At 34.8% G+C, this 12737-nt stretch carries 17 protein-coding genes; 15 read left to right on the forward strand and 2 right to left on the reverse strand.

Translation table 11 applies throughout. From position 1 onward, the window contains the following. Positions 1–208 precede the first annotated feature (208 nt). The 4 genes from H8707_RS04405 to H8707_RS04420 all read left to right on the forward strand — a co-directional run bounded on the left by H8707_RS04405 (position 209) and on the right by H8707_RS04420 (position 2135). Positions 209–886, forward strand: coding sequence for a Panacea domain-containing protein (locus tag H8707_RS04405; protein WP_262428929.1), 678 nt, complete (start codon positions 209–211; stop codon positions 884–886). Next, complete coding sequence (locus H8707_RS04410) at positions 870–1322, forward strand: type II toxin-antitoxin system PemK/MazF family toxin (protein ID WP_262428930.1); 453 nt, start codon at positions 870–872, stop codon at positions 1320–1322. Before H8707_RS04405 ends, H8707_RS04410 begins: the two co-directional genes overlap by 17 nt. Before the next feature lie 338 nt (positions 1323–1660). Further along, positions 1661–1852, forward strand: a complete 192-nt coding sequence (locus H8707_RS04415; RefSeq protein WP_262428931.1) for a hypothetical protein — start codon at positions 1661–1663, stop codon at positions 1850–1852. Continuing rightward, positions 1833–2135, forward strand: a complete 303-nt coding sequence (locus H8707_RS04420; protein ID WP_237915647.1) for an HNH endonuclease — start codon at positions 1833–1835, stop codon at positions 2133–2135. Before H8707_RS04415 ends, H8707_RS04420 begins: the two co-directional genes overlap by 20 nt. Positions 2136–2255: 120 nt before the next feature. On the opposite strand, the gene H8707_RS04425 is transcribed toward H8707_RS04420, so the two are convergent. After that, the gene (locus H8707_RS04425) at positions 2256–2546 is read right to left on the reverse strand and encodes a type II toxin-antitoxin system RelE/ParE family toxin (protein ID WP_262428932.1); all 291 of its coding nucleotides are present in this window, start codon (positions 2544–2546) and stop codon (positions 2256–2258) included. A 2-nt stretch (positions 2547–2548) separates the two neighbouring features. Beyond that, positions 2549–2917 (reverse strand): AbrB/MazE/SpoVT family DNA-binding domain-containing protein, encoded by a 369-nt coding sequence (locus H8707_RS04430; RefSeq protein WP_095177268.1) that lies wholly within the window; start codon positions 2915–2917, stop codon positions 2549–2551. A 126-nt stretch (positions 2918–3043) separates the two neighbouring features. Here H8707_RS04430 and H8707_RS04435 point away from each other — a divergent pair, with 126 nt between their 5' ends. The 11 genes from H8707_RS04435 (at position 3044) to H8707_RS04485 (ending at position 12730) form a co-directional block, all read left to right on the forward strand. After that, positions 3044–4300: a site-specific DNA-methyltransferase gene (locus H8707_RS04435; RefSeq protein ID WP_262428933.1), complete on the forward strand. Its 1257-nt coding sequence runs from the start codon at positions 3044–3046 to the stop codon at positions 4298–4300. Positions 4301–4423: 123 nt separating this feature from the next. Further along, a complete protein-coding gene (locus H8707_RS04440; RefSeq protein ID WP_111921355.1) occupies positions 4424–5020 on the forward strand; it encodes a type IV toxin-antitoxin system AbiEi family antitoxin domain-containing protein in 597 nt (198 codons plus the stop codon). Next, positions 5020–5916, forward strand: coding sequence for a nucleotidyl transferase AbiEii/AbiGii toxin family protein (locus H8707_RS04445; protein ID WP_262428934.1), 897 nt, complete (start codon positions 5020–5022; stop codon positions 5914–5916). Before H8707_RS04440 ends, H8707_RS04445 begins: the two co-directional genes overlap by 1 nt. 117 nt (positions 5917–6033) lie before the next feature. Continuing rightward, positions 6034–6726, forward strand: coding sequence for a virulence-related protein (locus H8707_RS04450; protein WP_262428935.1), 693 nt, complete (start codon positions 6034–6036; stop codon positions 6724–6726). Then, positions 6726–6914, forward strand: a complete 189-nt coding sequence (locus tag H8707_RS04455) for a hypothetical protein (RefSeq protein ID WP_106063644.1) — start codon at positions 6726–6728, stop codon at positions 6912–6914. Before H8707_RS04450 ends, H8707_RS04455 begins: the two co-directional genes overlap by 1 nt. Before the next feature lie 94 nt (positions 6915–7008). Then, positions 7009–7926, forward strand: a complete 918-nt coding sequence (locus tag H8707_RS04460; RefSeq protein WP_262428936.1) for an amidoligase family protein — start codon at positions 7009–7011, stop codon at positions 7924–7926. A gap of 145 nt (positions 7927–8071) precedes the next feature. Then, positions 8072–8530 (forward strand): gamma-glutamylcyclotransferase family protein, encoded by a 459-nt coding sequence (locus H8707_RS04465; protein ID WP_262428937.1) that lies wholly within the window; start codon positions 8072–8074, stop codon positions 8528–8530. A gap of 153 nt (positions 8531–8683) precedes the next feature. Beyond that, positions 8684–9154 (forward strand): phage terminase small subunit P27 family, encoded by a 471-nt coding sequence (locus tag H8707_RS04470; protein ID WP_262428938.1) that lies wholly within the window; start codon positions 8684–8686, stop codon positions 9152–9154. Then, positions 9154–10716, forward strand: coding sequence for a terminase large subunit (locus H8707_RS04475; RefSeq protein ID WP_262428939.1), 1563 nt, complete (start codon positions 9154–9156; stop codon positions 10714–10716). The genes H8707_RS04470 and H8707_RS04475 overlap by 1 nt, the downstream gene beginning before the upstream one ends. 15 nt (positions 10717–10731) lie before the next feature. Beyond that, positions 10732–12039: a phage portal protein gene (locus tag H8707_RS04480; RefSeq protein WP_262428940.1), complete on the forward strand. Its 1308-nt coding sequence runs from the start codon at positions 10732–10734 to the stop codon at positions 12037–12039. After that, the gene (locus tag H8707_RS04485) at positions 12023–12730 is read left to right on the forward strand and encodes a head maturation protease, ClpP-related (RefSeq protein WP_262428941.1); all 708 of its coding nucleotides are present in this window, start codon (positions 12023–12025) and stop codon (positions 12728–12730) included. The genes H8707_RS04480 and H8707_RS04485 overlap by 17 nt, the downstream gene beginning before the upstream one ends. Positions 12731–12737: the final 7 nt, after the last annotated feature.

The raw sequence follows: 12737 nt of genomic DNA on the forward strand, positions 1-12737 counted from the left end.
GAAAAATCAAGAACACCATATGCTGTTTGAATAGGCCGAGGTTATATCAATTTGATTCCAAGGAAACGCAGCATTCTTGAATACAAGCCCCAAAGAGGGCTTTTTTCTATGCCTGGAATTTAAAAAAGCTAATGACATATAAAACTAAGAGTGATACAATGTTAATATAGATACTAAAGATGTTTTTTAAAACAAATGGGGGATAAAAATGAGTTGTATGAATTATGAGGATTTATCTAATTATATAATTGCTTATTGTAATTCGCATAACTTAGAAATTTCAAATAAAAAACTTCAAAAATTAATGTATTATTGTCAGGCCTGGAGTTTGGCTTTAAATGATGAAAAGCTAATAAGCAATGGTTTTGAGGCTTGGAGACATGGTGCAGTTTTAAGACCTTTATATTTTAAATATTCTAAATGTGGGTATAATAATATACACATGGATACAAACTTAGTAAACAATATTTTAGAGAGTGCAATGAGTAATATTTCTGATTATAAATTGAATATAATTAATAAAGTTCTAGAAACATATAGTTCATATACTGCAAATGAGCTAGAAGCGATGAACCATCAAGAAATTCCTTGGATTGAAGCTAGAGGGGACCTAAATGATAGTGAGATTTGTGATGAAGTAATAGATACTGATTTAATGAAGCGATATTATAAGTCCAAAGCCTTAGAGAGGGGGATGAAAGAAGTGAAAAATAACATATTCAAATTTTCACCCGCTAGATTAAAGAAAGCTCAGGACAACTTAAGAAAAAAGGAAGTTTTTAAGGTGAATGAAGATAATTATGTAGAATATGAGAAATTCATCTTAAATTCCTATGAGGCTACATTAGATACAACGGAGAGAGCAGAATATGTCAAAACAATATAAAGACCTAGAGGCTTTAAAAGATGACAGGGAATTTGCATTTGGTAAGATATGGAAATTAAGAGATGAATTGATAAGATTGCTTCCAAGTGATAGAGTTGTTAATAAGAGAAACTTACACCCCTCCAGAACTGTATTAGTTGTACAAAACTGTTTAGAGAATAATGATGAAGAATCTTTGCTAATAAGAGTTGCACCAATTACAACAACTATAAGATTTCTACAAAAGTTTGATGTTCTTTTATACCCGAATGAAGGAGATATAAAAAGAGATGATGTATTAAGAAAATGTATGGCCCAAATACAGTTAACTCAACCTATTTTAAAAAAAGATATGTATGAAAAAGTGGGAGAAATATCAAATGAGAAGAAAGAAGAAGTAGCTGCTATTAAGTTAGAACTTCTTGGGATTAATTTAGATGATCTTTTACAAGAATAGATTTTTAAGATTAATGTAAAATACAAAGATACTTTAGGATGAATGCCTAAAGTGTTATAAATGTCAAATATGGGGAGTCACGAGTGGGCTACCTGGTATAATTATACTGAGGAACAAAAACTTATAAAGTTTTTAGCGAGAAGGTGCCTGTACCTACTCGTATTTTTGTTCAAATACTATTTAGCTTAACATTTGGTTAGGCACTTAATATTTCTTAGGGTGGCTTGGGTCGCCCATTTTTATTTAAAACGATCTGATCTAAAGTTTTATAGAATGACAAGCTCTAGAGCATTTAGCTTTAGGGCTTTTTCTATGCCCAATTTTAGGAGATGAAACAAATGAATAAATGTAAGAAATGCGTCTGGGGAGCATGGCTTTCACCTAATATGGTGTATTGCATGTTCCCTAGTTGCTTTAAAGATAAAGAGGTGAAAGAGGATGCCAAGGAAACCAAAGAAGCCCTGCAAGTACCCAGGCTGTCCAGAGCTAACAGAAGGGAACTATTGCAAGATGCATCAAAAGGAAATTAATAGAGAATACAACTGTAGTAATAGACCATATAAGAAACTATACAACAGCAGTCGCTGGCAAGATTTAAGAAGGTATGTATTAAACAAACAACCTCTCTGTGTAGAGTGTTTAAAGAATAATAGGATTACCCCAGCAACAGTGGTAGACCATATAAAACCTCATAAAGGTAACGAAGACTTATTCTATGACATTAATAATCTTCAATCCCTGTGCAAGTCCTGCCATGATAGGAAGACTGCCAAGGAAGACGGCAGATGGAAGAGAAAGGTTTACACCTATTGACCCCTAGGGCGGGGTGAAGATTTTAAAACCCTCTAGCCCAGGAACGGGGCGGCCCCCTCGTGCAAGAATTCGCAAAATTCCATAGGGGGGTATAGAAGCAAAATAGCCCTCTTTTGAGAGCTATTTAATATATCGCTTTAGTTGTTGATAAAAGTTTTCACGAGTTCCAGCAAGAAGCACAACAATCTTTTTACCATTAACTTCATTGATGGTATAGGCAATTTCGTAATTTATACCTTTATACTTTACATCAAAACCATAAATTCCAGCCAAATCACCACGTTTTGGTTGACCGATATAAGGATTTTCACTTAATTTTAGTAAAGCTGTTTTATATGCATTTTTTAAAGGTTTTTCCTTTAATTTTTTAAAAAAACGTTCAGCTTGAGGACTGAATAATATTTCGTACATAATCAGTCCTCTGAACCAAAGATGTCATCAAAGTTTGCTGCTTTCTTTTCACCAGCTGCAATGGTATCTGCTTCTTCAAGCATATTGGTAACAGCTTTTTTAATATTTTTGCTTTGTGTTTCAAACTGCTTTACTAGTTCATCACCTGAATATCCTTGAGAAACTAGGTCTTTTAGTATTTCAACGGAAAACTCACTAGGTTCTCTATGAAGAGGTTGAATAACAATTTTACCATCTTCAAGTGAGCATTCAACTTCGCTTCCAAGTTCAAGATGTTTATAGAATTGTAAAGGTATCGTAATTTGACGCTTCTTTGAAACGCTGATTATTTTACGATCCATAATATCACGCTCCATAACAATTGTAGGCATATTTGTAACCTCCTTTATAGTATATGCTAAATTCATAAATATAATACCTATATCTTTGTATCTTTATAAACATTATAACAAAGAAACAAAGAAAATTCAATAAAAAATAAAGAGGTGAGTGAAATATTGAAAACAACAGAAGAATTAAAACTAATTAATATAGATGAGTTGATACCTTATGCAAATAATGCTAGAACCCATAGTAAAGACCAAATTAATAAATTGAGAAGTAGCCTTAGAGAATTTGGTTTTATAAATCCCATCCTTATAGATAAGGATTATAATATCTTAGCTGGCCATGGCAGAGTAATGGCAGCAAGGGAAGAAGGAATAAAAGAAGTTCCCTGTGTGTTAGTGGAACATTTAACAGAGGCCCAGAAGAAGGCCTATATTTTAGCAGATAATAGACTGGCTATGGATGCAGGCTGGGATGATGAGATGTTAGCTTTAGAATTAGAAAATTTAAAAGAACTGGATTTTGATATGGACCTTACAGGCTTTGATGCTGCAGAAATAGATGAGCTTTTTAGTAATATCCACGATAAAGATGTGCAGGATGATGATTTTGATGTAGATGCAGCTTTAGCAGAAGAGCCTATTTCAAAACAGGGTGATATTTGGCTACTTGGAAGGCACAGACTTATTTGTGGAGATAGTACCAAGGCAGAAATTTATGAGAAACTAATGGAAGGAAAGAAAGCAAATCTCTGTGTTACAGACCCTCCTTACAATGTGAATTATACAGCTGGAAGTGAAAATGAGAGAAAAATTAAAAATGACAATATGGAAGATAAAAACTTTTATGAATTCCTATTAGCTTCATTTAAAAATATATTTAATTCTCTTGATGATGGTGCTGCAGCTTATATATTCCATGCAGATACAGAAGGGTTAAATTTTAGAAAGGCTTTCAAGGATGCAGGATTCCATCTTGCTAATGTGTGTATTTGGGCCAAGCAATCATTGGTATTAGGTCGTTCTGATTATCAATGGCAGCACGAGCCTATTCTTTATGGGTGGAAACCTACGGGAAAGCATAGATGGTATGCAGATAGAAAACAAACAACTATCTGGAATTTTGATAGGCCTACAAAATCAGAACTTCATCCAACTATGAAACCAGTACCTCTTGTAGCTTATCCGATCCAAAATAGTAGCATGAGTAACTGTATTGTATTAGAACCTTTTGCTGGCAGTGGTTCTACTTTAATTGCCTGCGAGCAGTTAGGAAGAATTTGTTATGCAATAGAACTTGATGAAAAATATGCAGATGTTATTGTGAAAAGATATATTGAGTATGTTGATTCTTATGAAGAAGTTTTTCTAATAAGAAATGAGGAGAAAGTACCATATAAAGGGCTTATGAAATCTACTAGAAACTAAAATACAAAGTATGTGATTTAGACTAATTTTTATTTAAAATTCTTGAAAATCAAATAATTTAATGATATAATTGCACTAAAATACCCGCACTGCTAATTGCAATGCGGATAATGAGGTGCAATTATGATTGAAAAAGGTGTTATCTATAAAGAATTTAAAAATCGTGGTGGAGTATTAAAAACATCAGAACTTAATGCGTTAGGGCTTTCAAGTCGGCAAATAAAGAAACTTGTAGATAGTGGAGATATTACAAGAATTAAACGTGGTTATTATGAACTATCAGATAATATCTATCCAGAAGAAGCTGTAATAGCAAGACTATTTCCAGATGCAGTAATTTTTCTTGAAAGTGCACTGATGCATTATGGATATACAGATAGAATACCTCTAGCATGGCAAATAGCTGTGGATAGAGACAGTGAAAAAAGTCAGTATAAAATTGACTACCCATTAATAGAAGTCTTTTATATTGAACCAAAATTACTAGAAATCGGCTTGGATGTAATTCAAGTAGAAGAGGTAGAGATAAAAATATTTAATCGAGATCGCACTATATGTGATGTTCTTCGCTATGAGAATAAGTTGGAGAGAGAAGTATTTACTAATGCAATAAAACGTTATATAAAAGATCCAAAGAAAAATGTGAGAAACCTATTTGAATATGCTGAGAAATTTAATATTAAGAATAAGACACAGACATATATAGGAGTGTGGTTGTAATGGGAAATATTGAAGCGTCAGTTTTAGCAAGACTAAAAAACAAATCGAAAGAACAAGGCATCCCATTGCAACAGCTACTAAATTTATTTTGCCAGGAAGAATTTATTCGAAGGCTTTCGGGGAGTAACTATAAAGAAAATCTTATTCTTAAGGGTGGTTTTCTATTATATTCAATTAGTGGATTTACTACGAGGCCAACAGTTGATGCAGATTATCTTTTAAAGAATTATTCAAATGATTTAGACGCTATTGAAAAGCTTGTTAGAGAAGTTATTTCTTCACCTAGTAATAATGATTTTGTAGAGTTTAAAATTAGAGGTTTAGAGGAAATTAGTGAGGTTAAAGAGTATCATGGTATCAGAGTCAACCTTACTGGTATTATTGGAAGAACAAAGACACCTTTTAGTATAGACTTTGGAGTTGGGGATATTATTGTACCTTCTCCAGTTGAAAGAACTCTACCAGTATTACTTCCAGAGTTTGAAAAACCTGAGGTATTAACTTATTCTTTAGAATCTACAGTAGCGGAGAAATTAGATGCGATCATATCTTTAATGGAAGCTACAGGTCGTATGAAGGATTTTTATGATATATATTATTTAGCGACAACATTTGATTTTGAGGGTAGAAAGCTTCAAGAAGCAATCTATGAAACATTATCTAATCGAGGTACACCATATGAAAAAGACTCTGTTATTGTAATTGCAAGACTTGCTAAAGATAATCAAATTCAAAAGAGATGGAACAATTTCTGTAAAAAGATATTAAAATATGAACTTGATTTTACTGATGTAGTTAATATAATTGTTGATTTTACTTCGCCACCATATCAATCGATAATTGAAGAAGACGAATTTTTTAAAAATTGGAGATATAAAGACAGGAAATATATCTAATCAAAAGTAGGCTTTTACTAGCCTGCTTTTTTATTTGAATAAATCTCGATATAACCCTTGCAATTCCCTGTGTTTAGAGTGATATATGTAAGTAACCTAAATACAGGAGGGATTGAAATGGATAGAAAGGAATTAGTAAAAATCTTAGGTGAGCATTTTGGAGTGAAGCCTAAGTATCTAGGAGTACCAAGCTTTCAATATCAAATAGAAACACCTAAAGAAACTTACATCATAGATAGGGAGGGAAAGATTATGACATCTCTTGGAGTAGAAGTAGAATTTGAAGAACTACTAGCTGGGCCTGAAGAACCTATTGGCTACGAATTAGAAATACCCATGGATGGCCACAGTGGTAGAACCTTAAGAAATATTGTAAACATGATTTACAGCAGGCAGCCTTTAATTAAAAAAGCATTGGGAATTGAAGAAAATATAGTAGAAGAGGACTTTGTTATTAAAATTAACGAAGCAGATATTAACAGCGTAGATAGTTTTGAAAGAGCATTAAATAAAATTGAAGAGGGAGGACATCCTGGAATAGAATTTGATTTTAAGGATAAAACCATCACCTTTAAGCATACAGGAACTGAAGCAGCTACTTGGCTTTTTGCACTAATCAATAAAAATGCTAAGGCCCAAAGTAGAGCTTTAGCTAAAGTGAAACCTACCGACAATGAAAAATACACTTTTAGAACTTGGCTAACAAGACTGGGAATGATAGGAGATGAGTATAGAGAAATTAGAAAAGAACTACTTCAAAATCTAAGTGGCAACAGTGCATTTAGGTATCCAGTGAAGGAGGAAGACTAATGACTAAACCAAGGTGTAAATTAATCGGTGAAGATGGAAACATATTTAATCTTATGGGGATTGCATCTAGAACCCTTAAAAAAGCTGGTATGAAAGATAAAGCAGACGAAATGGTAAAAAGGATAATGGAATCTGGGTCTTATATTGAAGCTTTAGCTGTTATTTCTGAATATGTTGAAATAGTGTAAAATACTATGTTTCTTTTGAAAATAGTACTTGCTATTTATCCCTTTTAGAGTGATATATATACACAACGAAAACACACTGAAAGGAGATAAAACCATGGCAGACAGAGGCTTTTTAAAAGGAAACTTTGGAATTGAGATTGAACTAACAGGAATTACAAGAGAAAAGGCAGCAAAAATTGTGGCAGAGCATTTAGGGGGAAGCATTCAAAAACAGTATGATTATTACGATAGCTACAAAGTTACTGCACCGGATGGAAGGGTTTGGAAAGTTATGTATGACGGAAGCTTGAGATGCCAAAGAAAAGTAAATGGGCAAAAGGTTGCGGCAGGAAGAGAATACAGCGTAGAAATTGTTAGCCCAATCTTAACCTACGAAGAAGACGTTGAAACTTTGCAGGAGATGGTGAGAAAAATCAGAAAGGCAGGAGGATTTTCAAACTCAACAGCAGGAATTCACATACACCTAGATGGAGCAGACCATACACCAAGAAGCTTAAGAAACTTTGTAAACATCATCTACGCTAGAAACGATTTGCTTTACGAAAGCCTACAAATTGAAAGGGAAAGAATGCGTTACTGCAAGAAGATGGATAAAGATTTAGTGGAAAGAATGAATAAGAAAAAACCTAAAACTTTCAAAGAAATTGAGGACATTTGGTACAAAGGCTACGGCTCCAGCAGGGAAAGACACTACCATGAAAGCAGATATCATTTTCTAAACCTTCACAGTTTTTTCAACGGAGTAGGAACAGTAGAACTTAGGGGATTTAATGGAACTCTTCATGCAGGAAAAATAAGAAGCTACATTGTTTTGGCCTTAGCCATAAACAACCAGGCCTTAACCCAAAAGAGTGCTAGCACCAAAAAGCCACAATTAGAAAATCCAAAGTTTGCAATGAGAACTTGGCTAAACCGAATAGGACTTATCGGAGAAGAATTCAAAAACTGCAGGGAGCACTTAACCAAACACCTAGAAGGAAGTGCAGCTTGGAGATTTCGAAGAGCCGCATAGAGAAACTTAAAAATAGCGGCAGGCCCAAGAGCCACAGAGGGGGAAACCCCTCTTAAGCTGGTAGAAGGACTCCCTCACTTAAAGTAAAGGCCACACAGGCCAAGTAGTGGGGAAATATTGGGCCCTTTGGAAAGGATGAATCAAAATGAAAAGACTATATGTTGCTTATGGTTCAAATCTTAACCTAGAGCAAATGAGCTACCGATGTCCTACTGCCAAGGTTTATGGAAAGGGAATGCTCTATGGCTACAGGCTGCTTTTTAAAGGTGTACCTGGAAATGCCTATTTAACCATTGAACCCTGCAAAGGTAAAAAAGTGCCAGTACTTGTATGGGAAGTAGAGCCTAAAGATGAACTAGCCCTTGATAGGTATGAAGGCTATCCTAGCTTTTACTACAAAGAAGATATACCAGTGGAACTTGAGACTGGTGAAATTGTAACTGCCATGGTTTACATTATGACCAATAAGATTAAGGATAGGATTCACTTAAATTCTCCAAGTCAAAGTTATTTAAGAACTGTAAAGGAAGGATACAAAAGTGCTGGATTTGATTTGAGTTTCATTGATGAAGCCATTGAAATCAGCACAAAGAGGGAAAAATAAGCCCCACACTTGCCCTGTAAGGGCTTTTTAAAGAGGTAATGGGGCAATTACCCTAGGGGTTTTAAACTACAAAGGAATTGGAAGATAGAAAAATCAGAAGGAAGGCCTAAAATAAGGGCCTTTTTTCTTCACTATAAATTGGAGGTGATAGCAATGGCGACACGAGGAAGAAAGCCAAAACCAACTGCACTAAAGGTCTTGGAAGGGAATCCTGGAAAAAGACCTTTAAATGATAAAGAACCAAAGCCTGAGAAAAAAGCTCCCGAATGTCCGTCATGGCTGGAGCCTGAAGCTAAGAAAGAATGGGAGCGAATGGCTAAAACTATGGAGGCCATTGGAATACTAACTGAAGTGGACATGGCAGCCTTTGCTGGATACTGTCAAGCCTATGCTAGATGGAAAGAAGCTGAAGAATTTCTATCAAAGCATGGCACTATTTTTAAAACCCCATCAGGATATATTCAACAGGTGCCACAGGTATCCATTGCCCAGACATATCTTAAGGTTATGAAGGATTTCTGTTCTGAATTTGGACTTACCCCTGCTGCTCGTACAAGAATTCAGGTAAATACAGGGGAGACTGATACCGATGATCCAATGGAAAAATTACTGAGGGTTAAATAATGTTTGATGAAAAGAAAGCAGAACGAGCAGTGAAATTTATAAATAACCTTAAACATACAAAAGGTGTATGGCATGGCGTACCTTTTGACCTTTTACCTTGGCAAGATAAAATCATACGAGATATATTTGGAACTGTAAAAGAAGATGGTTATAGAAAATATAATACAGCTTATGTGGAAATTCCAAAGAAAAATGGGAAGAGTGAACTTGCTGCAGCTATAGCCCTATATCTTACCTGTGGTGATGGAGAATGGGGTGCTGAAGTTTATGGATGTGCAGCTGATAGGCAGCAGGCTTCTATCGTATTTGATGTAGCAGTAGATATGGTAGATCAATGTCCTGCTTTAAAGAAAAGAATAAAACCAATTCTATCTCAAAAGAGATTAGTGTATATGCCTACAGCTAGTTTTTATCAGGTTCTATCTGCTGAAGCATTTACAAAGCATGGGCTTAATGTTCATGGAGTAATTTTTGATGAACTACATGCCCAGCCTAATAGACAACTTTATGATGTAATGACCAAAGGAAGTGGAGATGCGAGATGCCAGCCACTTTTCTTTTTAATTACTACTGCTGGAACTGATAGGCATTCTATTTGCTGGGAAGTTCACCAAAAGGCAGATGATATAATAAGGGGCAAAAAGCATGATCCTACCTTCTACCCTGTTATTTATGGAATTGAAGATAGTGATGATTGGACAGATGAAGCTAATTGGTATAAAGCTAATCCATCCTTGGACCATACTATTGATATAGAAAAAGTAAGGATGGCTTTTATAAGTGCAAAGGAAAATCCAGCAGAAGAGAACTTATTTAGGCAACTAAGGCTTAATCAATGGGTGAAGCAATCTGTAAGATGGATGCCAATGCATTTATGGGATAAGTGCTCATTTGAAGTAAATCCTGAAAAACTAAAAGGAAGAGAGTGTTATGGTGGACTTGACCTTTCAAGTTCCATAGATATTACAGCTTTTGTTTTAGTTTTTCCACCTGTTCCAGATGACGATAAATACTATGTACTTCCATACTTTTGGATACCAGAGGAGAACTTAGATTTAAGAGTTCGAAGGGACCATGTTCCTTATGATATTTGGAAACAGCAAGGCTACCTTCAAACCACTGAAGGGAATGTTATACACTATGGTTTTATAGAAAAGTTCATAGAAGAACTATGGAAGGATTATAACATTAAAGAAATAGCCTTTGATAGATGGGGAGCTGTGCAAATGACACAAAACCTAGAAGGTGCAGGATTTACAGTAGTTCCCTTTGGGCAAGGATACAAAGATATGAGCCCACCTACAAAGGAACTTATGAAATTAACACTAGAGGAAAAAATAGCCCATGGAGGCCATCCAGTACTATCTTGGATGATGGATAATATTCATGTAAGAACCGATCCAGCTGGAAATATAAAACCTGATAAGGAAAAATCCACTGAAAAAATAGATGGTGCTGTGGCTTTAATTATGGCATTAGATAGAGCAATAAGAAATGAAGGAAGTAAATTTGATATAAATGAAAATTCAACAGAGGAAATGCTAGATAAACTTTGGAGTTAGAAGGGGTGATGATATTTGAGTGTATTTAATAGGTTAAAGAATATATTTAGTCCTAAAGCTGAAGCGTTACCAGAGGAAATATCATTAAACGATAGAAGGCTTTTAGAAATATTAGGAGTTGAAAATAGCGAGTTTAATTACAAAGGTAAAAATGCACTAAAGGAAGCCACTGTGTTTTCCTGTATTAGAATATTGGCTGATAGCGTAGGTAAACTTCCTACTAAGGTATATAAAAATAATAATGGAAGGCAAAGTGCGACAGAACATTATCTAACCCCAATTTTAAAGATTAGACCTAATACTTGGATGAGTGCCAGGGATTTTTTTAAGGCTTTAGAAGTTCAGAGAAATATCTATGGAAATGCTTATGCTTGGATTGAATTTGAAACAGTTGGTAAAAATGCAGGTCATGTTACAGGAATATATCCCTTAGATAGTTCTAAAGTAGAAATATATATTGATGATATAGGACTACTACCTCATAAAGGTAGACTTTGGTATGTTTACACCGATAAAAAAGGTACTCAGTATAGGATTGATCCTGATGAGATGTTACATTTCAAGGGACTAACCAGCGATGGAATATTGGGTATGACTCCATTAGAACAACTTAAAAACACCATAGAAAATGCAGGAGCTGCAAGTGAATATTTAAATAACTCTTTTAAAACTGGGCTTCAAACCAAAGGAATTATTCACTATATAGGAGATTTAAACCCAGAGGCCCAAAGAGTATTTAGAGAGAGATTTGAACAGATGGCCAGTGGACTTAAAAATGCTAACAGGGTATCCCTTCTTCCCATAGGATATCAGTTTCAGCCTTTGAGTTTAACCATGGCAGATGCCCAGTTTATAGAAAACACTCAGCTTACCGTAAAGCAAATAGCTGCAGCCTTTGGAATAAAGAACCATCAGATTAATGATTTAGATAGGGCAACTCATACCAATGTAGAACATCAGCAAAGGGAATTCTATGTAGATACACTAATGGATATTCTAACAGGTTATGAACAGGAATTAACGTATAAGCTATTTACCAATAAGGAATTAGAAGAAGGCTACTATATAAAATTTAATGTAAATGCAATACTTCGTGCAGATCCAAAAACTAGATATGAAGGATATAGAATTGCTATCCAATCAGGCTTTATGACAGCCAATGAAGTTAGGGCATTAGAAGAATTAGAAACCAAGGAAGGTGGAGATAGGCTACTTATTAATGGAAATATGATGCCTATTGAAATGGCAGGCGAGCAGTATATGAGGGATAAAATTACAGGCGAAGAGGTAAAAGGTGGTGATGATATTGGGAAAGAAGAATAAAAGGTTTTGGAACTTTAAATCCTTAGATGAAAAAACAGGTGAGTTAACCCTTTATGGGGAGATTTCAAATGAAACTTGGTGGGGTGATGAAGTAACTCCTAAAGAGTTTAAATCTGATTTAGATAATTTAGGAGAAATAGATACACTAAATATCTACATCAATTCTCCAGGAGGTGATGTATTTGCAGGTCAGACTATTTACTCCATATTAAAAAGGCATAAGGCACATAAAAATATATATATTGATGGATTAGCTGCAAGTATTGCTAGTGTCATAGCCATGGCAGGCAATACTATTTTTATGCCTAAAAATGCTATGATGATGATTCATAATCCTTGGACTGTAGGCATGGGAAATGCAGATGAGTTTAGAAAACTAGCTGAAGACTTAGACAAAATCAGGGAAAGCCTTATTGCAGCTTATGAAAATCACTCAGCACTAACGAGAGATGAGATTATAGAGATTATGGATAGCGAAACTTGGCTAACAGCTACAGAATGTGAAGAGTATGGATTTTGTGATGTGGTAGAAGAAGAAAAAAATATGGCTGCATCTGTAGATTTGGAGGTACTAGAGAGATATAGAAATACACCTAAAGCGTTAATACAAGAGTCAAAATCAGAGAAGAATGGACAGGACAAAGAACAAGAATTATTAAAACAAAAATTATTAATTGAACTGGAGCTTTAGGCTCTTT

The organism is Paratissierella segnis (assembly GCF_014385195.1).
Taxonomy (GTDB): Bacteria; Bacillota; Clostridia; order Tissierellales; family Tissierellaceae; genus Paratissierella; species Paratissierella segnis.